The organism is Variovorax sp. EL159 (assembly GCF_900100965.1).
In the GTDB taxonomy this organism is placed as follows: Bacteria; Pseudomonadota; Gammaproteobacteria; order Burkholderiales; family Burkholderiaceae_C; genus Variovorax.
In genome coordinates this window covers 745,405-766,275 of the sequence record NZ_FMUJ01000002.1, presented here as the reverse complement: position 1 = coordinate 766,275, position 20,871 = coordinate 745,405, and the positions used below count along the sequence as shown (strand labels likewise).

20 protein-coding genes are annotated in these 20,871 nt (G+C 65.8%); 12 read left to right on the top strand and 8 right to left on the bottom strand.

Going from position 1 to position 20,871, the window contains the following annotated elements:
* Positions 1-104 precede the first annotated feature (104 nt).
* The gene (locus BLQ28_RS09740) at positions 105-1,001 is read right to left on the bottom strand and encodes a LysR family transcriptional regulator (protein ID WP_093238694.1); all 897 of its coding nucleotides are present in this window, start codon (positions 999-1,001) and stop codon (positions 105-107) included.
* Between the two features lie 82 nt (positions 1,002-1,083).
* Here BLQ28_RS09740 and argC point away from each other — a divergent pair, with 82 nt between their 5' ends.
* The 4 genes from argC (at position 1,084) to BLQ28_RS09720 (ending at position 4,620) form a co-directional block, all read left to right on the top strand.
* On the top strand, positions 1,084-2,010 hold the full coding sequence (argC, locus tag BLQ28_RS09735) for an N-acetyl-gamma-glutamyl-phosphate reductase (protein ID WP_093238692.1): 927 nt from the start codon (positions 1,084-1,086) through the stop codon (positions 2,008-2,010).
* A gap of 92 nt (positions 2,011-2,102) precedes the next feature.
* Positions 2,103-2,402: a DUF1330 domain-containing protein gene (locus tag BLQ28_RS09730; protein ID WP_093238691.1), complete on the top strand. Its 300-nt coding sequence runs from the start codon at positions 2,103-2,105 to the stop codon at positions 2,400-2,402.
* A gap of 433 nt (positions 2,403-2,835) precedes the next feature.
* On the top strand, positions 2,836-4,026 hold the full coding sequence (locus BLQ28_RS09725) for an MFS transporter (RefSeq protein WP_256327237.1): 1,191 nt from the start codon (positions 2,836-2,838) through the stop codon (positions 4,024-4,026).
* 129 nt (positions 4,027-4,155) lie between these two features.
* Entirely contained in the window at positions 4,156-4,620 is a 465-nt protein-coding gene (locus BLQ28_RS09720; protein WP_093239428.1) for a VOC family protein, read from the top strand.
* 66 nt (positions 4,621-4,686) lie between these two features.
* Here the strand turns inward: BLQ28_RS09720 and tuf are convergent, their stop codons facing one another.
* Both tuf and BLQ28_RS09710 read right to left on the bottom strand, forming a co-directional pair.
* Positions 4,687-5,883, bottom strand: a complete 1,197-nt coding sequence (tuf, locus tag BLQ28_RS09715; RefSeq protein WP_093238688.1) for an elongation factor Tu — start codon at positions 5,881-5,883, stop codon at positions 4,687-4,689.
* A 649-nt stretch (positions 5,884-6,532) separates the two neighbouring features.
* A complete protein-coding gene (locus BLQ28_RS09710; protein ID WP_093238686.1) occupies positions 6,533-7,189 on the bottom strand; it encodes a dihydrofolate reductase family protein in 657 nt (218 codons plus the stop codon).
* Between the two features lie 290 nt (positions 7,190-7,479).
* Here BLQ28_RS09710 and BLQ28_RS09705 point away from each other — a divergent pair, with 290 nt between their 5' ends.
* From BLQ28_RS09705 to BLQ28_RS09695, 3 genes are all read left to right on the top strand, one after another.
* Entirely contained in the window at positions 7,480-8,742 is a 1,263-nt protein-coding gene (locus BLQ28_RS09705; RefSeq protein WP_093238684.1) for a D-alanyl-D-alanine carboxypeptidase family protein, read from the top strand.
* Between the two features lie 125 nt (positions 8,743-8,867).
* Positions 8,868-9,242, top strand: coding sequence for an Imm1 family immunity protein (locus BLQ28_RS09700; RefSeq protein ID WP_093238683.1), 375 nt, complete (start codon positions 8,868-8,870; stop codon positions 9,240-9,242).
* Between the two features lie 97 nt (positions 9,243-9,339).
* Positions 9,340-9,774 (top strand): hypothetical protein, encoded by a 435-nt coding sequence (locus BLQ28_RS09695; protein ID WP_093238681.1) that lies wholly within the window; start codon positions 9,340-9,342, stop codon positions 9,772-9,774.
* A 68-nt stretch (positions 9,775-9,842) separates the two neighbouring features.
* Here BLQ28_RS09695 and BLQ28_RS09690 read toward each other — a convergent pair whose 3' ends face one another.
* Positions 9,843-10,421 (bottom strand): dihydrofolate reductase family protein, encoded by a 579-nt coding sequence (locus BLQ28_RS09690; RefSeq protein WP_093239427.1) that lies wholly within the window; start codon positions 10,419-10,421, stop codon positions 9,843-9,845.
* Positions 10,422-10,627: 206 nt separating this feature from the next.
* Between BLQ28_RS09690 and BLQ28_RS09685 the strand changes: the two genes are divergently transcribed.
* The gene (locus tag BLQ28_RS09685) at positions 10,628-11,650 is read left to right on the top strand and encodes a LysR family transcriptional regulator (protein WP_093238680.1); all 1,023 of its coding nucleotides are present in this window, start codon (positions 10,628-10,630) and stop codon (positions 11,648-11,650) included.
* Here the strand turns inward: BLQ28_RS09685 and BLQ28_RS09680 are convergent.
* The 4 genes from BLQ28_RS09680 to BLQ28_RS09665 form a co-directional block, all read right to left on the bottom strand.
* A complete protein-coding gene (locus BLQ28_RS09680) occupies positions 11,568-12,458 on the bottom strand; it encodes an ABC transporter permease subunit (RefSeq protein WP_093238678.1) in 891 nt (296 codons plus the stop codon). The genes BLQ28_RS09685 and BLQ28_RS09680 overlap by 83 nt on opposite strands.
* Positions 12,451-13,239, bottom strand: a complete 789-nt coding sequence (locus tag BLQ28_RS09675; RefSeq protein WP_093238677.1) for a taurine ABC transporter ATP-binding protein — start codon at positions 13,237-13,239, stop codon at positions 12,451-12,453. The genes BLQ28_RS09680 and BLQ28_RS09675 overlap by 8 nt, the downstream gene beginning before the upstream one ends.
* An 18-nt stretch (positions 13,240-13,257) precedes the next feature.
* Entirely contained in the window at positions 13,258-14,271 is a 1,014-nt protein-coding gene (tauA, locus tag BLQ28_RS09670) for a taurine ABC transporter substrate-binding protein (protein WP_093238675.1), read from the bottom strand.
* Positions 14,272-14,457: 186 nt separating this feature from the next.
* Complete coding sequence (locus BLQ28_RS09665) at positions 14,458-15,996, bottom strand: MocR-like pyridoxine biosynthesis transcription factor PdxR (RefSeq protein WP_093238674.1); 1,539 nt, start codon at positions 15,994-15,996, stop codon at positions 14,458-14,460.
* Positions 15,997-16,127: 131 nt separating this feature from the next.
* On the opposite strand from BLQ28_RS09665, the gene BLQ28_RS09660 reads away from it, so the two are divergent.
* From BLQ28_RS09660 to BLQ28_RS09645, 4 genes are all read left to right on the top strand, one after another.
* Positions 16,128-16,538, top strand: a complete 411-nt coding sequence (locus BLQ28_RS09660) for a nuclear transport factor 2 family protein (RefSeq protein ID WP_093238672.1) — start codon at positions 16,128-16,130, stop codon at positions 16,536-16,538.
* A gap of 115 nt (positions 16,539-16,653) precedes the next feature.
* Complete coding sequence (locus BLQ28_RS09655; RefSeq protein WP_093239425.1) at positions 16,654-18,066, top strand: NAD(P)/FAD-dependent oxidoreductase; 1,413 nt, start codon at positions 16,654-16,656, stop codon at positions 18,064-18,066.
* Between the two features lie 210 nt (positions 18,067-18,276).
* Positions 18,277-19,875 (top strand): ABC transporter substrate-binding protein, encoded by a 1,599-nt coding sequence (locus BLQ28_RS09650; RefSeq protein ID WP_093238671.1) that lies wholly within the window; start codon positions 18,277-18,279, stop codon positions 19,873-19,875.
* Positions 19,876-19,893: 18 nt separating this feature from the next.
* Positions 19,894-20,871 carry an ABC transporter permease gene (locus tag BLQ28_RS09645; protein ID WP_093238669.1) on the top strand — a complete coding sequence of 326 codons (978 nt, stop codon included), beginning with the start codon at positions 19,894-19,896 and terminating at the stop codon, positions 20,869-20,871.

Here is a 20,871-nt window from a genome sequence, read left to right as displayed (position 1 = left end):
ATGAAACGTATACGAATTATATGTGTATCGTATGGCGCTGCAATGCGCCGGTGGATGGGGTCACAACGCACTGAAGATTGCCTTGCAAACAGTGCGCCTCTCGCTCAACCGGCTGCAGCAGGCCCCTTCTCGGGCATCAACGCCTCCAACACGAAACGCGTCGGACCACTCGCGCCCCGGTCGCTGACCGCAAGACCCAGCTGCCGCCACAGCGCCGGACTGAGCGGGCGGACGGCGATGCGCGGATCGCGCGCGGGCTCGTGCGACTCCTCCGGCAGCAAGGCCGCTCCATAGCCGGCGGCAACCAGCGTCCGGATCGCGTCGTTGTAGTTCAGCTCCATGCGCGGCCGGCAATGGACGCCCGCCGCCGAGAACCATTCCGCGGTCAACCGGTAAAGGCGAGTCGAAGCGTCGTTCATGATCAGCGGCTGCTGGGCCAGCCATTGCGGCGTCAATCGCTTGGGCGCCTTCCAGGCGGCCGGCAGGAAGGCGACGACAGCCTCGCGCCGCAAGGGCGTGACATGCACGCCGCGCACAGGCGCCTGCGGCAGCGCCACGATTGCCAGGTCCAGGCTGCCTGCGGCGAGCCGGGCCATGCTGTCGTTGGAGGTCAGCACCTGCGCGTTCACGTCGATGCCGGGATGGTTCCGCGCCAGGCGTTCGAGCGCGGGCGGCAGCAGGTGCGCAATGACGCCCGTCGAGGCCCCCACGCGCACGCGGCCTGTTTGGCCGGCGAGCTGGCGTCGAACGTCTTCCACCGCGTCGTCCGCGTCCGCCAGCAACCTGCGGGCGCGCGCGATGAAGCGCTCTCCCAAGGCGGTCGCTTGCACAGGCCCTCGCCCACGCACCAGCAACTGACCGCCCAGGCGCGACTCCAGTTCCGCGATCTGGACGGTGACGGTGGGTGCTGCCAGGTGAAGGGCGCGCGCGGCATTGGCCAGGGAGCCGAGGTCGGCAATGGCGACGAGGGTGCGCAGATGGTCAAGGCTCAGTTCTCGCATGCGGCTAATTTAACTTTTCTTAATCCGAGGTTCCATATATTTAGCTGGAGCTATCGAGTCCGCATCCCTACGATCGCGCTCCATGGACCTCAACATCTTCATCGACGGCGACCAGGGCACCACGGGCCTTGATCTGCAGAACCGGCTCCGGGGCAGCGAATTTCGCATCCACACATTGCCGGCCAACCTGCGCAAGGACGCGGCAGCGCGCCGGGCCGCGCTCAACGAAAGCGACATCGCCATCCTCTGCCTGCCCGATGCCGCGGCGCGCGATGCGGTGGCGATGATCGAGAACCCGTCGGTGCGCGTCATCGATGCCAGCTCGGCGCACCGCACCAGCCCGGGTTGGGTCTACGGCCTGCCGGAGCTCGATGCACGGCAAGGCGAACGCATCGCCTCGGCATCGCGCGTCACGAATCCAGGCTGCTATCCCACGGCCGCGGTCGCCCTGCTGCGGCCGCTGACGGATGCGGGCCTGTTGCCCGCCGACTATCCGCTGGCCATCCACGCCGTCTCGGGCTATTCGGGTCAAGGTAGAGCGGGAGCGGAAGCGCACGAGGCCGGGGCAGGCGCGCATTCGTTGACGGTCTATGGCCTTGCGCTCGAGCACAAGCACGTGCCGGAGATCGAGGCCTACGCCGGCTTGACGCAACGGCCCATCTTCGTGCCGGCCTACGGCAGCTACCGGCAAGGCATCGTGCTCACCATCGGGCTGCACACGCGGCTGCTTCCCGCCGATGTTTCCGGTGCGCGCATCCACGAATGCCTCGCGGCGCGATACCACGGCGCGGCGCATGTGCGTGTGATGCCGATGTCTTCTTCCACCACACCGATGACCGAGCTGGACCCGCAAGCCCACAACGGCTCCAACGACATGAGCCTGGCCGTTGCATCCAATGACCGCACGGGCCAGATCGTCTTGAGCGCGGTTCTCGACAATCTGGGCAAGGGCGCCGCAGGTGCGGCTGTACAGAACCTGCGTTTGATGGTGGCCGCCTCGGTCCGGTAGGCGACTCCCGCCGCGCAGCCGATCCGGGAAAATCTGAAAGGTTTCGATCGGCGCCGCCCGGTGCGGCTCACCCCATTCGACGAGGAGCCCCCGTGCCTGCCTACATCATTGCCCAGCTCGCATTCACGGATGTCGATGCCTACAGGCGATACCAGCGTGCATTCCCCGCAGTGTTCAGCCGCTTCGGCGCCAAGTTGCTCGTGGCAGACGAGTCGCCCGAAGTTCTCGAAGGAGAGTGGTCTCGCAACAAGGTCGTGGTCATGGAATTCGAGAACAAGGAAGCGGCCCAGGCATTCCAGACGAGCCCCGATTACAACGCCATCGCCGAAGACAGAAAGGCCGGGGCCGACGCCGTGGTGCTGCTGGTCGATGGCCTCCGTCCACGGCATTGACGGTTCGCGGGCTTTGCCTGCATCGCGACGGCGTTGCGATGCCCTGCTGACTGGCGTCGTCAAGGCCTGAATTCGCAACGACCTCACGCCATGGGTCGATTGCATCGGCGGGGCTCGGCGCGCCGGCTTTACAGCACACAAGACAGCAACTAAGCTCCCGCGCACAACCAGAACGATGCTGCGGCTCGCAGCGATTTTTTCGCGGACACCTCGGTGAGACCTGCGAAAAACCGCTGAGAGACGCGGCTTCCGGGATTGCGCAGCGAACCTGCGGAGCCTGGGCCTGTGGGGACCGAATTCGCCGTCATCAACGGCCTCATCCACCCAAGACTGACACCAGATGGCCGCGCCTTGGCCTTTGCACAAGGTCGCGGGTGGACAAGGGGCAAGTGGCGTGGCGCCGCTTGGCCACATGACGCACGAGGTTCCCTCCATGATGAAAGCGCCCAGCGCCGCGCCGCAGCTGACGACTCTTGTCTTTCTTTCGGCACTGGCCGTGTTGCCGGTCAACATGTTCGCTCCGTCGCTGCCTCATATCGCCGCGACCTTCAGTGCCGACTTTGCGCTCGTCAATCTCTCCATCGCAGGCTTTGCGATCGTGGCGGCCCTTACCCAGCTCGTGGCGGGGCCGCTGTCGGACCGGTTCGGCCGCCGCCCTGTCGTGCTGTGCGCCGTCGCGGTCTTTACCGTTGCGTCCATCGGCTGCGCGCTCGCACCCAGCATCGGCGTGTTTCTCGTCTGCCGTTTCATGCAGGCGGTGATTGCCACGGGCTATTCGGTTTCGCTCGCGATCATCAGGGAGACATCCACCGAGCGCGAGGCCGCGAGCAAGATCGGGCTCGTCGCTTCCGCGTGGGCCCTTGCGCCGATGGTGGGCCCGGCGTTCGGCGGCATGCTCGATCAGCTTTTCGGATGGCGTGCGAATTTCGTCGCCTTCGCTGTCATGGGCGCTGCCGTGCTGGCGCTGGTCGCCGTCGATTTGAAGCCACGCGCGAGGACCACCGCGCGGCCATTGGCGAGCTACCTGCGCGGCTATGCCGACCTGCTGCGCTCGACGAGGTTCGTGGGCTACGTGCTCTGCATGGCGTTTTCGAGTGGCACGCTGTACGTCTTTCTGGGCGGCGCGGCATCGGCGAGCGCGCACCTTCTCGACGGATCGAGCGCCAGGCTCGGGCTTCTCATGGGCATCGTGCCGGCGGGCTTCATGATCGGCAGCCGCCTCGCGGGCCGATATGCCTCGCGGTACCCGTTGAGCACGACGGTGCTCGTTGGCAGGCTGCTGGCATGCGCCGGCCTGCTGGTCGGCCTGTTGCTGTCGGCGTTCGATGTCGGTGGCGTGCTGGCATTCTTCGGCCCGTGCATGTTCATCGGCCTGGGCAACGGCCTGACCATGCCGGGCGCGAACGCAGGCGCGATGTCGGTGCGGCCGGACCTGGCCGGCACGGCTGCGGGGTTGGCTGCATCGCTCACTGTGGGCGGTGGTGCGCTGATCGCTTCGATCTCCGGGCTCTTCCTGACTGAAGCCAGCGGCTCGCATGCGCTCTTTGTCGCCATGTTCGCATCGGCATCGACGGCATTGCTTTGGGCGCTTCTCGTGGCGTGGCGCGATCGGTCTTCTGCCTGAGGCCGTGCGTTCCGGCGCAGCCCCAACTACAGTGCGGTTGCTCTGGCTGCGACGAAGCCCTTGCGCATGATGTCTGGCGATGCCGAGGGCAAGATCTCCTGCGACCGCACTTGGAAAGGACCACGCGACATGACAGTCAAGCGAATGGACAACGTCCTGATCGTTGTCGACGATCTCGACGCGGTGAAGGCGTTCTTTGTCGAGCTGGGCCTCACGCTCGAAGGCCAGACCACGGTTGAAGGGCCCGCAATCGGGAGCCTCATCGGGCTTGGAGACGTCCGCGCCACGCTCGCGATGCTGCGTACTCCCGATGGGCAAGGCATTGAACTGGACAAGTTCCACACGCCGGACGCCGTCAGGTTCGGGCCCGTGAACACGCCGGTGAATGCGCTGGGCCTTCGTCGCGTCATGTTTGCCGTCGATGGCATCGATGCCGTCGTTGCGCGGATGCAGGCCCATGGCGCGGAACTCATCGGGCAGATGCAGTACGGGGAGTCTTACCGGCTTGCCTATATCCGCGGGCCCGAAGGCCTCATCGTCGGGCTTGCGGAGCAGCTTGACCAGGAGCAGCAGTCCAAGCGCCCGCAGCATTGAGCCGGCGTAAAAAAGCCCCCCATCGCCTGACAAGCAGACGACAGGGGCCAATGGTGCATCAGCCTTTCAGCCGAGCACCTCGGTCACGATGCCGGCGCCGACGGTCTTGCCGCCTTCGCGCATGGCGAACCGCATGCCGTTCTCGATGGCCACGGGCTTGTGCAGCTCGAAGCTGATCTGCGCCTGTGCGCCCGGCTCGATCACGCCGGTCTCGGTGTCGACGCGGATGACACCCGTCACGTCGGTCGTGCCGAAGAAGAACTGCGGCTGGTAGCCGGAGCCGAACGGGGTGTGGCGACCGCCTTCGTCCTTGCTGAGAACGAAGATCTGCGCACGCCCCGTCCGGTACGGCTTCAGCGCGCCGGGCTTCACCACCACCTGGCCTCGCACGACATCGTCGCGCTTGACCCCGCGCAGCAGCAGGCCGACGTTCATGCCGGCACGCGCCTCGGCGACGTCCTTGTGGAAGGACTGCACGCCGGTGACGACCACCTTCTCGTCGCCGGCCGCACTGAGCCCGACGATCTCCAGGTTGTCGCCAACGCGGATCACGCCGCGCTCGACACGGCCGCTGATCACGGTGCCTCGGCCCGTGATGGTGTGCACGCCTTCGACGGGCATCATGAACGGCGCCTCGTAGTCGCGCACCGGATCAGGAATGCGCGAGTCCAACGCGTTCACGAGCTCGACGATGCATTGCACGTCGGCACCTTCGAGGTCGCCGTGCTCGGCGGCGGCCAGTGCCTTCAGCGCGCTGCCGAAGACGAAGCGCGCATCGTCGTAGCCGTGCGCAGCCAGCAGCGCGCCGATCTCCATCTCGATCAGCTGCTCGATCTCCGCGCGATCGCTGTCGGCCACCAGGTCCATCTTGTTCACAAACACCACCATGTGGCCGACGTTCACCTGGCGCGCCAGCAGCACATGCTCGATGGTCTGCCGCGCGGCGCCTTCGGTGCCGTCCACCAGCAGGATCGCGCCGTCCATCTGCGAGGCGCCGGTGATCATGTTCTTGATGTAGTCGGCATGCCCCGGGCAGTCGATGTGTGCGTAGTGACGGCAGTCCGACTCGTACTCGACGTGCGAGGTATTGATCGTGATGCCGCGCTCGCGCTCTTCCTTCGCGTTGTCGATCTGTCCATAGGACAGCGCGTTGCCGCCAAAGCGCGCAGCCTGCACGAAGGTCAGGGCAGCCGTCAGCGTCGTCTTGCCATGGTCGACGTGACCGATGGTTCCGACATTCACATGAACCTTGTTGTTCATCATTTCTTTCTCCAGTTTGAGAGTAAAAAACCGATCCGATTCGCTGGCCAGGCGAAACGGTCGGCGGGTTGTCGGTGCGCGCGCACCAAACTCGCGATGCCCGCCATGCGGGCGAAAAAAAAGCCTGCCGGGGTGGACCACCCGACAGGCTTTTTTTCTTGCCTGAAGGATGGACCTCCAGGCGCACGAGGGCCTGGAGGCTCTACACGAACCACTCCACGGAGTCGACGCGCAGCACTGCGCCGGCAGCGCGTGCTGCGAAAGGAAGAAGAAGGTCTCGTTCGGGGCTCATGTCCAAATCTCCAACGGGGCAGGCGGAAAACAGAAAACCCGGTGGCTTGAGGCCTACCGGGTTTTTGTGAAACGAGGAGGCCAAGCCTCCGGATGCAAAGGCTCTATGAAAGCAATTCGGCAAAAAACGCGCGCAGCGAAATCGCCGCGGCTGTGCGGGTCATCGATGCGTCTTGCGTGGTCAGGAACTGCTTCATGGGTCTCTCGCGCGGTCAGGTGTTGAACCGCAGTGCGATGGTTGATCTTTGAGGGGGTCGGAGGCTAACACCGCAATGGCGATCCGGCAACAGGCGCGTTGCACGCACGCAGCAAAAGCAACTGAGTTGCCTGGCGCCAGGAGGCGCCATGCCCATGGCCGGCATCAAGCCGCGTTGCGGCGCAGGAACATGTGCGTGGCGCGCTCACCAGCCACTTGCCGTTCGCAGCTGTAGCCCAGCGCCGGCAAGTCCAGGCCCGCGAACAGCGCCTCGCCCTTCCCCAACAGCACCGGCCGCACGGCCAGGTGCAGTTCATCGATCAGCCCGGCCTTCAGGTATTCGCGCACGGTGGCCACGCCACCGCCTATGCGAATGTCGCGCGCACCCGCGGCGGCCCGCGCCTGCGTCAGCGCATCGTGGATGCCGCCGGTGACGAAGTGGAAGGTGGTGCCGCCCTGCATCGTCAGTGGCGCTCGGGCATGGTGAGTCAGCACGAAGGCCGGCACGTGGTACGGCGGCTCGTCGCCCCACCAGCCTTTCCAGCTTTCGTCGGGCCAGGGACCGCGCACCGGGCCGAACATGTTGCGCCCGAGAATCCAGGCACCGACATCGACAAAGCCTTGTTCGGCGATCCCGTTGTCGATACCGGTCTCGCCATTGGCCTCGCCCGTCGCGTGCATCTGCTGCCAGACGCGCGTGGGAAAGAACCAGTCCATGAGCTCAGGGCCGCGAACGCCCAGCGGATGCTCAAGGCTCTGGTCGGGGCCGGCAGAAAAGCCGTCGAGCGAAACACCGAAGCTGCGCACCAGTACTCGGGTCATGAGGCCATCTCCTGCAATAAGGAAGCCGCAGTTTAGCGAGGGTGCCGCCCGCGTCCACGTGGCCGCCACGCCTGTCACGTCGACATCGTGGTGATTGCATTCGCTGGCGTTCATACCGGCTCGCGCCTGGATGAAAGGCGGGGTCGTAACATTTTTGATACTTCTCGACGGTGACTGGCACCCCAAAGCGTCGAGGAAAATGGCGAGAAGGCCCGTTCTGTCATCTGAACCTTCTCACCTCATTTCGATCGCATTGCGCGACCTGCACACGATTCACCACAATGTTCCCTATGCCCCTGACCAACGTACAAGCCAAGCGTCTTTCCACGCTCTCCATCGCTTTCGCCATCGCCGCAGGGGGCCTCGTGCCGTACTCGGCCTCGTATGCGGCCTCCCACCATGCCGCCAAGCCCGCTGCCCAGAACAAGAAGCCTGCTGCCAGCGCGCCTGCTTCGGCGCCGGCAGCAACACCGGCCGCTACTGCTGGCGGCCAGCCCGCGCTGGCCGCCAAGGCATGGCTGCTGATGGACTTCGACTCCGGCGAAGTGCTCGGCTCGGACAACGCCGATGAGCCGTTGCCGCCGGCGTCGCTGACCAAGATGATGACCAGCTTCCTGGTCGAACAGGCGCTTCGCTCGGGCAAGCTCAAGAAGGAAGACCTTGTTTCGGTCAGCCAGAACGCCTGGTGCCGTGGCTCGAGCACCGAGTCGTGCATGTACCTGCCGCTGAACAGCCAGGCCACGGTGATCGACATCCTGCGCGGCATCATCATCCAGTCCGGCAACGACGCGTCCAAGGCGATCGCCGAGCACATGGCCGGCTCCGAAGAGAACTTCGCCAAGCTCATGAACGCCGAAGCCCAGCGCCTCGGGATGACGCACACGCATTTCGTCAACGCGACGGGGCTGCCCGACCCGCAGCACAGGTCATCCGCGCGCGACCTCGCGATCCTGGCGCGCGCCATCATCCACGACAGCGCCGACTTCTATCCGATCTACGCCGAGCGCGAATTCAAATACAACAACATCAAGCAGGGCAACCGCAACGCCCTGCTCTACACCGACCCGACGGTCGACGGCCTGAAGACCGGCCATACGCAGGAAGCGGGCTTCTGCCTCGTCACTTCGTCCAAGCGCAACGGCATGCGCCTCATCACGGTGATTCTCAACACCAACAGCGCGCAGGCGCGGGCCGACCAGACGCGCACGCTGCTCGGCTGGGGCTTCAGCAATTTCGAGAAAGCCACGCCGATTCAACCGAACACAGTGGTGACGGCGGCCAAGGTCAGCTTCGGCAAGGCCGACACGGTCCCCGCGGTTCTGGAGTCGTCATGGGCCGTGACCGTGCCGCGCGGCCAGCAAGTGCAGACCGCGGTGCAGATCAAGCCGGACCTGGAAGCGCCAGTGGCCAAGGGCGCGGTGATCGGCAAGGTCGTCGCGACTTCGAATGGCAAGCAAGTGGGAGAAACGCCGCTGGTCGCGCAAGCCGATGTGGAGCGCGCGGGCTTCTTGCTGCGCATGTGGCAGCACGTGATGAAGTGGTTTGGCAAGTGACGGCTGCCCAGCTGTCGAACGCAACCGCCTGTTGATCCCAGGGCCTCTTGCCACGGTACCTGGCATTGCCTGCGCGGCCAGTCTTGGCTCTGGAGCGCGGCGATGCCGGGTTGTGTAGTGCGCCGATGATCAACATCACATTGAACGAGCAGTCGCTGCCTGCTTCCACACGAGCGCAGCTTGACGCAAGCCTTGCTGTTGTCAGAGCCTGGGAGAAGTTCGAGCTTTGGATCTCGACCGAAACGGGGCCCATGATGTGCATGCTGCGCAATGGCGAGAGCGCCTGGCTCATGTACCTGAACGAGCCCGGGGACAGCGGCTTCAGTTCTCGCGGCGAAGTGGCCCGAGCGGGTGCCACGACGTACACGTTGGCGAACGGGCAAGTCGATGAGTACCCGCTGTCGTGGTGCGTGAGTTTGTCGAGTTGCTTGCAGGCGATCGAAGAGTTCTGGGTCAATGCGGGTGGTCTGCCTTCGAGAATTTCGTGGAACAGGGACTGAGCCTGCAGGCCGACTAGTCTTGTGTCACTCAGGAATCCCCTGCGGCCGATCGCTGTCGTGACGTCCTGCAAAACTCTTAGCGCAAACGGGGCTGCCAATGAGCTTTGGAATCGGCCTGTACATCGGGTTGCTGGCGATCATGGGCTTGGTCGTCTACCTCTTTTTTCTTGCTGGGCGAGCACTTCCCTCCGCCGGCTACTGGCTGGCTTTCACCGCCTTTGTACTCGTGCTCGGTCTCTGGACTTTGCTTGCACTCGACGATGCGGATGGGCCCGGTGGAGCGCTTGGCATGGCCATCGTCGCTGCAGGCTCGCTTGCCTGCCTGAGCGCAGGTACAGGTCTTTTTGCTGGCGCAGGAAATAGCGCCGCGCCCATACTCGGCCTCGGGCTTGGTGTTGCAAGCGCAAGTGCTGTACATCTTTGGCTCGTACCGCATGCGAGTCCATATGTCGGCGCGGCGCTGCTGCTGTTTTCCTGCGTTGGCGGCATCGCCCATCAGGCATTGCGGAAGAGGAAAATGCAGCGGACCTGAGACCCCATGCTGAAATCACTCACACTGGCGTTTGTTCGTTCACGCCGTCGTGCTGTCGCACCGCTCGCTTAACCCGCCTTCAACGCCCCGACAACCCTGTACGCATTGACAACGATCCCCGACGGCATTGCCTTCGTCGTGACGAGCTCGAACGCACGCGGCGGGGTTCCCTCTGCGAAGAAGCGCTTTCCGGCCCCCAGCAGAACCGGATAGACGATCAGCAGGACGTCATCCACAAGCCCATGCGCAAGCAGCGTTGACGTCAGCGTCGAGCTGCCCCAGAGGATCAGGTTCGGCCCCGCCTGCGACTTGATGCGGCGAACGCTCTCGACGACGTCCGGCCCCAGGCCCTCGTACGGGCCCCATTCAAGACTCTCCGGACGGTGGGTCACGACAAACTTGGTCGCCGCATTCAAGCCATCCGCCATCGGGCCGCTCGGCGCCTTGGGCCAGTACCCCGACCACAGGTCGTAGGTGCGGCGACCAAGCAGCAGGTCGAACTTCCCGCCCTGCGCAGCGAGCACTTCGTCCCGGCCGGCGGGGGTCCGGTAGGGCATGGTCCAGTCGGCGTGGGGAAAGTCGTCTTCGCCGGTGGTTTGGATCACGCCGTCCAGCGAGATGTGCGCCATGACTTTGAGCGTTCTCATGCGGGTCTCCATGCTTGGGTTTGGAGGTTGCAATGCCGCGGCCTTGGGTGAGGCTGCTGCGGCTCGAGCGACACGGCGCGCGTCGGGGGAACCACGCGACCGGCGCAGTATAGCCACGCGGCTATCGCCGCAGCCCGTGAAATGGAAGCGGGGATTCCCCTACACCGCATACCCCCAACCCCGATGCTGGAACAATGCGCCCATCCATGGACGGCCTCGATCTCATCAAAACATTTCGCGAAGTCGCGTTCCGGCGCAGCTTCTCCCGCGCAGCGATTTCGCTGGGCATGTCGAAAGCCACGGTCAGCCGCTATGTGGCCGAGCTGGAAACCCGCAGCGGCGTGCGCCTGCTGAACCGCTCCACCCGCTCCCTGAGCCTGACCGACGCCGGCCAGATCCTGCTCGACCGCAGCACCGAGCTGGTGACGATGGCCGAGAACACGCTGAACGACCTGCAGGGCCACGGCGCCCACCCGCGCGGGCGCCTGCGCATGAGCGCGCCCAACGGCCTGATCGCGGGCTGGATGTCGGACGTGATCGCGGAGTTCATCAAGCTCTACCCCGACGTGTACGTGAGCCTGGTCTTCACCAACGGCGAGGTCGACCTGATCGGCGAAGGCATCGACATCCACCTGACCGGCGGCCGCATCGACGACATGAACCTGATCGTGCGGCGGCTGGTGCAGTTCGACATGGTGGTCTGCGCCTCGCCAGCCTACTGGGCGCAGCGCGGCATTCCCCAGGTGCCGGAAGACATGAGCCGGCACGACGTGCTGAGCTATTCGGCCAAGCCCACCACGCACCTGCCCTTCGAGACCAAGGGCAAGCCGCACGATGTGTCGGTGCACAGCCGCATGGAGGCCAACGACGCGGTGGCGCTGATCGAGCTGGCGCTGCGCGGCGTGGGCGTGGCCTATGTGCCGGAGCCGTTGGCGCAGTCGCACCTGGAGCGCGGCGCGCTGGTGCCGGTGTTGCGCGACCACATGCCGCGCGACCACTGGCTGTATGCCGCCTATTCGCAGCGCCGCCACAACAGCGCCGCGATGCGCGCGATGCTCGACTTCCTGGAGCAGTCCATGGGCGCCAACGGCGAAAACCCGCTGCTGCCGCCCATGCCCGCACCGTTGCCGATGTCGCCGCCTGCCCCTACATGCGCCCTTTCCAGGGTACAAGACGTCGCTCGAGCCACCGCATCAGCAGGTCGAACAGGTACGCCACCACGCCGATGACGATGATGCCCATGATGACGATGTCGGTACGCAGGAAGTTCGACGCGTTCAGCACCATCTGACCCAGCCCCATGTTGGCCGCCACCATCTCGGCGGCCACCAGCGTGGTCCAGCCGAAGCCGATGGCGATGCGCATGCCCACGAGGATGTCGGGCAACGCCGACGGCAATATGACGTGGCGGATCACCTGCATGTAGCTCGCGCCCATCGAGTACGCGGCGTTGATCTGCTCCTGCGAAGCGCTGCGCATGCCCGAGCGCGCGGCCAGTGCCAGCGGCGCGAAGCAGCTCAGGAAGATCAGCAGCACCTTGGGCAGTTCGTCGATGCCGAACCAGATGATGATGAGCGGCAGGTACGCGAGCGGCGGCAGCGGCCGATAAAACTCCAGCGGCGGATCGAAGATGCCGCGCCAGAAGCGGCTCATGCCCATCGCGATGCCCACCGGAATCGCCGTGGCGCAGGCCAGGAAGAAGGCCGAGAACACGCGGAACATGCTCGCCAGGAAGTGCTGCCACAGCGGCTTGTCGTTGGCCTGGCCGGTCAGGTATTCGTAGAACTGCTGAAACACCGCCTGCGGTGTCGGCAGGAAGAGCGGCTTGACCCAGCCCATGTTGGTGACGATGAACCACAACGCGATCAGCGTGACCACGGTCACCACGCTGATGGTCACGCTCGAGCCCTCGCCCGGCACCTTGAAGGCGCTGGTCTTGAGCTTGGCGCCGGCCGGGGGAGCGGGCGACGCGGCTGGCTTGGACGGCGGCGGTTGCGTCATGACGGCAGCAGGCGATGCAATGGTGACCTCAGGCATGGGCAGCCTCGCGATGATGAATGATCGACAACACCTCTTCGCGCATGCGGATGAATTCGGGCTCCGACTTCACCTTGCGCGAATCGCCGTGCGCCAGGAACTGGCGCGAGAACGGCACGGTGTCGTACACATGCGAGATGCGCCCCGGGCTCGGGCTCATCACGATCAGCCGCGTGGCAAGAAACAGCGCCTCTTCGACCGAATGGGTGATGAAGAACACCATCTTGTTCGACTTGGACCAGGCCTTGAGCAAAATCTCCTGCACCTGCTCGCGCGTGAACGCGTCGAGCGCGCCCATGGGCTCGTCCATCAGCAGCACGGCCGGGTCGCTGGCGAGTGCGCGCGCAATGCCCACGCGCTGCTGCATGCCACCCGACAGTTCGTACACGGCGCGATCGGCGTATTGCTGCAGGCCGACGAGCGCGAGCTTTTCTTCGGCGATGCGGTCGCGCTCGGCCTTGCCGGTGCCGGCCAGTCGCAGGCCCAGTGCCACGTTGTCGCGCACGTTGAGCCAGGGCATCAGCGCGTGCTTCTGGAACACCACGCCGCGGTCGGCACCGGGGCCGACCACAGGTTTGCCGTCGAGCAGGATCTCGCCGGTCGAGGGCGGCAGAAAGCCCGCGATGCTGTTGAGCAGCGTCGTCTTGCCGCAGCCCGAGGCGCCGAGCGCAACGACGAAGTCGCCGTCGTGCATCGTGAGGTTGACGGGCGCCAGCGCCTGCAGCGTGCCGCCCTTGACGGCGTAGTTGACCGTGAGGTCGCGGATGTCCAGCGTGGGCATCTCGGTTCTCCGCCGCGCCTACTTGCCCATCGCCTTGTCGACGTACACGGTGGTCACGAAGGCGCCGTAGTCGGGCTTCACTTCCTGCACCCGGCCCTGCTCCTTCAGAAAGGCGGCCGTGCCCGCCATCGCCTTGGCCGCGCCACCGCCCAGCCATGTCGGCGAGACCTGCTCGGCCATGGTCGGGAAGGTGTAGAGCGCCATCGCGGCCGACACGTCCTTCGGGTCGGCCTTGGTCCACTTGGCCATGGCCTTGATCTGCGGCGAATCGGGCGTCCAGCTCTTGCCGCTGGCCTTGTATTCCTCGTTGGCGCGGTTCAGCGCCTTCACGAAGGCGACCATGAAGGGTTCGTTGGCCGCCGCCCACTTGGCGTTGACCACGATGCCCTCGAAGGTCGGCGCGCCGCGCTGGCCGATGCTGCCCGAGGTCGCAATGGTCTTGCCGGTGGCCTTGATCTTCGACAGCACCGGGTCCCAGATGAAGGTGGCGTCGATGTCGCCGCGCTCCCATGCGGCCGCGATCTCGGGCGGGCGCATGTTCATCACGTTCACGCTCTTCGGATCGATGCCGTCCATCTTCATGCCGGCCATGAGCTGGTAGTGCGCGGTCGACACGAAGGGCGTGGCCACCTTCTTGCCGACCAGGTCCTTCATGCTGTTGATGCCCGACGCATTGCGTGCAATGAGTGCCTCGGCGTTCGCGATGTCGGCCGAGATCCAGAACAGCTTGATGTCCTGCCCCTGGCTGGCCGCGGCCGTCAGCGGGCTGGAGCCGGTTTCACCCATCTGCACGTCGCCTGAAGCCATCGCGCGGATCACGTCGCCGCCGCCCGAGAACATGCGCCAGTTGATCTTGTAGCCCGTGGCCTTCTCGACCTCGCCCGACTCCATGACCAGGCGCAGCGGCACCAGCATGTCCTGATGAGCGAAAGTGAGTTCCTTGGCTTGCTGGGCGAAGGCGCTGCCGCAGAGCGTGGCGAGCGTGGCGGCCAGCACGGCGAACTGGAGGGGGAGACGGCGGGACATGGTCATCGGGTTTCTCCTGTGGGTGAATCGGGGCGACTTTGCGCCTATCGGGTCCAGCCAGGAAGTGCCAGTGCTCTTGATGGTGTAGAGCCAGCTTGTTGGGAGATACCCTTGTTCTGGTGCATATGGCACTTGGACGGGGCGTTTTCTTCCCGGCACGGGGGCGCTCCCCCAAGAAACAAGGAACCGGACTCAGTGCGTGCGCAAACCGGCAGCCCGCTTCTCTCCGCGTGCCAGAGCCAGTTCTTCCACCGCCATCCCCAGGGCCCGGATGCCCGCCGGAATCTGCGAAGCGGCAATGGACGACAGCCGCAACCGGAAGAAGGGGCACGGGTAAGGCGGCTTCGCAAAGAAGACATCGCCCGCCTCGATCAGCACGCCGTGGTTGCGCGCCATCAGGGCCAGCTCGGTCGCATCCACCCACGTGGGCGCCTGCACCCAGATCGACGCGCCGCCCGATGGCAGCCGGAATTCGAAATCGGGCAGATGGTCGCGCAACGCCTGCGCCGCCAGGGCCAGCCGCTCCTGCATGGCGTGGTTCACCCGCCGCGCGTGCGACTCGTGATGCCCCAGCGACAGGAACAACGCATACGCATGCTGAAGAAACGCGCTCGGGTGCCGCACCATCGCATGCCGGATCACCCGCAGTTCCTTGATGAGCGCGCGCGGCGCCACGATGAAGCCGAGCCGCAATGCCGGTGACAGGCTCTTCGACACCGAACCCACGTAGATCACCCGCCCCGTCTTGTCCAGGCTCTTGAGCGCGGGCATCGGCGTGCCTTCATACAGGTTCTCGGCCTCGTAGTCGTCTTCGATGATGACGAAGTCCTGCAGCTCGGCCTTGCGCAGCAGCCACTGCCGCCGCTCCAGGCTCAAGGTTGCGGTGGTCGGGCTCTGGTGCGAAGGCGTGACGAACAGGTAGTCGGCGGCCGGCAGTGCATCGACCACCAGTCCGTCTTCGTCAACGTCGACCTCGACCCACTTCGGCTGCCGCAACGAAAAGCTGTTGCGCGCATGCGGATGCCCCGGCTCTTCGAGCCCCACGCGCGTCTGCTCGTCGAACAGCGCCTCGGCCAGCAGGTAGTAGGCATGCTGCGCGCCCATGGTGACGAGGATCTCTTCCTTCAGCGCGAACACGCCGCGCTTGGGCAGCAGCCGCGTGCGGATCTGCTCGATCAGGTCGGGCACGTCGTCGGTCTCGAAGTCGGGCGTCCAGTGCGGCAGTTGCGAACGCGCAAGGCTGCGGGCGCAGCACTCGCGGAAATCTTCGGTTGGAAAAAGCTGCGGGTCGTAGTTGCCGTAGACAAAGGGGTACGGGTAGTCGCGCCACCGGTCGGGCTTCGACAGCGTGGGCTTGTCGACCAGCGAGCGCAGCACGCGCCCCGACCAGTCCGGCGGCTGGCTGGCCTGCCCGCTGCGCCCGACCAGCGGCTCGGCATGCGCAGCCGACTGCGGCCGCGCATTGCGCGCCACGAACACGCCACTGCGCGGACGGGCTTCCAGGAAGCCTTCGTCGATGAGCTGCAGGTAAGCCGAGGTGACGGTGTTGCGGCTCAGGCCGAGCAGCGCCGCCAGCTCACGCGACGACGGCAGCGGCGCGCCGGGGCTCAGGTGTTCTTCGAGGATCGCCTGGACCACGGCGGTGCGCAGGCGGGCCTGCAACGGCAGTGCCGGTTGATCGGGCAGCGCGAAGAGCTGCGCCCATTGAGTGGCTCGCGGGTTCGGGGGCATGGTGCGCCGCAGTTTAGGACAGCCACGCCAATTTGTGCGTGCGCTCTGGCTCGGTCGAATCTCCGCAACTGGCCCTATCGCGGCGGCAACCGGCTGCCTACGCTTGCCCCATTCATTTCCGGAGTCTTCGCGTGACCGCACAGCAGCCCTCTTCTTCCCCCGTGACCATCGCCACCCTGGCCGCCTTCAGCGACGCCTGGAACCGCCACGACATCGACGCGCTGATGAGCTTCATGACGCCCGACTGCATCTTCCAGACCGCCGCCGGCCCCGACGCCTGCGGCACGCGCCACGTGGGCACCGAGGCCGTGCGCAAGGCCTTCGCCGCCGCATGGCAGGCCGTGCCCGATGCGCAGTGGATCAACGGCCAGCATTTCGTGCAGGGCGACTTCGGCACCTCGCAGTGGACCTTCACCGGCACCGCTGCCGACGGCAGCCGCATCGAGACCGACGGCATCGACGTCTTCACCTTCAAGGGCGGAAAGATCCACCTGAAGAACGTGTTCCGCAAGGCGCGCCCGAACCTGCCCGCGGCCAAGTAGCAGGCGGCGCGGATTGTCCTTTTCACCTGGAGCCCTCATGACCATCGCAGCAGGGACCGCCAACCGATTCAACCTCACCACCGCCAGCGCCGCCGTCATCGACGGCGCAGCCCCCATGCAGCCGCCGCAAGCACCCTTTCGCCCCTACGACCCGCAATACGACCCGCTGCACGCGCCCGATCCCGGCGCCGGCCGCGCCTACGCGCCCACGTGGTGGGTGGCCAGCGCCGGCGCGCCGCCCGAAGACGACGGCCCGCTGGTGCGCGACATCGATGTCGACGTGGCCATCATCGGCTCGGGTGCGACGGGCATGTCGACCGCGCTGTACCTTGCGCAGGAACACGGCATTCGCGCGACGGTGCTCGAAGCCAACCAGGCCGCCTGGGGCTGCTCCAGCCGCAGCGGCGGCCAGGGCCAGAACGCCAGCGGCCGACTGAAGCGTTCGCAGTGGATCGAACGCTGGGGCCTGGACACCGCGAAGAAGCTCGACGCCGAGATCCGCAGCGGCTTCGAGAACTTCCGCCACCTCACCACGCAGATCGATTGCGACGCCTACGACGGCGGCCACCTCTATCTGGCGCACCGCGCCGAGAAGCTCGCAGGCCTGGACACCGAGGCGCGGCTGATGCGCGAGAAGTTCGGCTACGCCACCCGCATGATGAGCGCCGAGGAAGTGCGCCGCGACTACTGCGACGAGCGCGAAACCGTGGGCGCGATGTTCGAGCCCGAAGGCGTGGGCATCCACCCGCTCAAGTTCACCTTCGGTCTGATGCGCCGGGCGCGCGCGCTGGGCGTGACGGTGCACACATCGAGTCCGGTGCAGGGCTGGCACACCATCGACGGCGTGCACCACCTGCAGACGCCCGCCGGCGTGGTGCGCGCGCGCCGCGTGGCGGTGTGCACCGGCGGCTACACGGGGCAGGCGCTCAACCCGCTGCTGAAGAACCGGATCATGCCGATCCTGTCGAACTCGGTGGTCACGCGTCCGCTCACCGATGCCGAGCTGAAGGCCACCAACTTCAAGTCGCTCACCTTCCTGACCGACACGCGCACGCTGCGCTTCTATTACCGGCTGCTCAAGGGCAACCGGCTGCAGATCGGAAGCCGCAGCGCGGTGACCGGCGCCGACGCCGAAGACCCGGTGCACCTGAAGCTGCTCACCGACGCCATCGCGCGCAAGTTCCCACCGCTGGCGGGCATCCGCATCGACTACTCCTGGTGGGGCTGGGTCGACATGAGCCACGACATGATGCCGCGCATCACCCAGCCCGACGCGGGCAAGAAGATCTGGTACGCGGTGGGCTACGGCGGCAACGGCGTGTCGTTCTCGACCTGGGCCGGCAAGCGGCTGGCCGAGCGCGTGGCGGGCAAGGACACGGGCAAGGACGTGTTCGAGCTGCCCATCTACCACTCGCCGCTGCCCTTCCCCAACGTGATGGGCATGGTCGAGTCGCAGGCCTTCGCGCCCTTTCGCCGCATGGGCCAGCGCATGCTCTACAAGTGGTATTGGCTACGCGACGAAAAGTAACCCGGGCACAGGCAGGGCCGCGCACCGGCGGTGCGCGTTCACCGAAGTGGCGCATCGCCCCGTTGCACAACGGGGCAAACCCGTGCCCTCTGGCCCTGCGGATCGCCCGTGGTTGGCTCTTCGCTGGCGCGCGGCCAGCGCCTATCTTCGACACCAAGGCTCTTGCGAGCCGATCCGGATTGCCTGTGTCGAACTCCCCGAGGTCTTGTCATGCCCCTTCCCCGTTTCACGCGCCGCACCACCCTGCTCTCTGCTGCCTTTCTCGGTGCGAACACCCTGCTGCCGCTGCCCGTCTTCGCAGCCGATGAACCCAAGCGCGGCGGCACGCTGGTGATCGGCAGCACGCAGACGCCGCGGCACCTGAACGGCGCGGTGCAATCGGGCATTGCCACCGCGATGCCTTCGACGCAGATCTTCGCGAGCCCGCTGCGCTTCGACGACAAGTGGAACCCGCAGCCCTACCTGGCCGAATCGTGGAAGCTGGCCGACGACGGCAAGTCGCTCACGCTCAAGCTGCGCAAGGACGCGTTGTTCCATGACGGCAAGCCCGTCACCTCGGCCGACGTGGCGTTCTCGGTCATGGCGATCAAGGCCAACCACCCGTTCACCACCATGCTCGGCCCCGTCGAGAAGGTCGAGACGCCCGACGCGACCACGGCCATCATCCGCATGAGCGTGCCGCACCCGGCCATCGTGCTGGCGATGTCGCCCGCGCTGTGCCCCATTCTTCCCAAGCACATCTACGGCGACGGGCAAGACCTGAAGAACCACCCGCGCAACACCACCGACGTGATCGGCTCGGGCCCGTTCCGCGTGACCGACTTCAAGCCGGCGCAGCGCGTGGTGCTGGAGCGCTTCGACAAGTTCTTCCTGCCGAACAGGCCCTACCTCGACAAGATCATCATCAACATCACGCCCGACTCGGCGAGCCTCACGCTCGGGCTGGAGCGCGGCGACATCCAGATGGTGCCCTTCGCCACGCTGCCCACCGACCTGAAGCGGCTGGCCAACGATCCGAAGGTGTCGCTCACGCCCAAGGGCTACGACGGCATCGGCGCGCTCAACTGGCTGGCCTTCAACACCGCGAAGAAGCCGCTGTCGGACGTGCAGGTGCGCAAGGCCATCGCCACGGCCATCGACAAGAACTTCATCACCAAGGCGCTGATGGGCGGCTTTGCCACCGTGTCCGACGGCCCGCTGGTGGCCAGCAGCCCCTTCGCGGTGACCGACCTCGTGCGCTACCCGCTCGACCTGAAGAAGGCCGGCGAAATGCTCGACGCCGCGGGCTACAAGGCCGGTGCCGGCGGCGAGCGCTTCAAGCTCACCATCGACTACCTGCCCGGCGCCGACGACCAGCAGAAGAACGTGGCCGAGTACATCCGCGGCCAGCTCAAGAAGGTGGGCATCACGGTCGAGGTGCGTGCCTCGGCCGATTTCCCGGCATGGGCCAAGCGCCTGGCCTCGCACGACTTCGACATGTCGATGGACACCGTCTTCAACTGGGGCGACCCGATCATCGGCGTGCACCGCACCTACCTGTCGACCAACATCAAGCCGATCGTCTGGACCAACACGCAGTCGTATGCCAACCCGAAGGTGGACGAGCTGCTCAACACCGCCGGCGGCCTGATCGATGCGACGCAGCGCAAGGCCTACTACGCGACCTTCCAGAAGATCGTGACCGACGAGTTGCCCATCGAGTTCATCAACCAGGTGCCCTACCACACCATCACGAGCAAGAAGCTGGCGAACGTGCCGACGACCATCTGGGGGCCGCTGTCGCCGATGGACGAGGTGTACTTCAGGTAAGGGCGCGGCGAGCACATCATGGGCATGCTGCGCTACGCCGCCTCGCGACTGCTCCAGGCCATCGGCCTCGTGCTCGCGGTGGTGGTCCTGAACTTCGTGCTGGTGCACGCCGCGCCGGGCGATCCGGTGGAAACCATTGCCGGCGCCAGCGGCGGCATGTCGCCCGAGCTGATGGCGCAACTGCGCACGCAGTACGGGCTCGACAAGCCGCTGCCCGTGCAGCTGTTCGTGTACCTGGGCAAGGTGGCGAGCGGCGACCTGGGCTACTCGTACTTCTTCAACCTGCCGGTGACCCAGATGATTGCCGAGCGCGTGCCGGCCACGCTGCTGCTGGTGCTCAGCGCGGTGCTGCTGGCCTTCCTGGTGGGCACGGCGCTGGGCGTGCTGTCGTCGCGCAAGCCGAACGGCTGGCTGTCGCAGTTCATTAACGTGCTGTCGCTGGTGGGCTTCGCGGCGCCGGTGTTCTGGCTGGGCATCATGCTGGTGATCTTGCTGGCGTCGGTGTTCCCCATCCTGCCAGTGGCGGGCATGCGCGCCATCGACTCGACCGGCACCGGCGGGTTCGCCGACATGCTCGACGTGGCCTACCACCTCGTGCTGCCCACGCTCACGCTGAGCCTGGTGTACTTGGCGCAGTACAGCCGGCTCGCGCGCTCGTCGATGCTCGACGTGCTGGGCTCGGACTTCATCCGCACCGCGCGCGCCAAGGGCCTGGCCGACCGCGTGGTGCTCTACAAGCACGCGCTGCGCAATGCGCTGCTGCCGGTGGTCACGGTGCTGGGGCTGCAGTTCGGCAACGTGCTGGCGGGCGCCATTTTGGTCGAGACGGTCTTCAACTGGCCGGGCCTGGGCCGGCTGGCCTTCGAGTCGGTGCTGCGGCGCGACTACCCGACCATCCTGGGCGTGCTGCTGTTCTCTTCCATCGTGGTGGTGGTGATGAACCAGCTCACCGATCTTTGCTACCGCTTCATCGATCCACGGATCAAGGCTTCATGA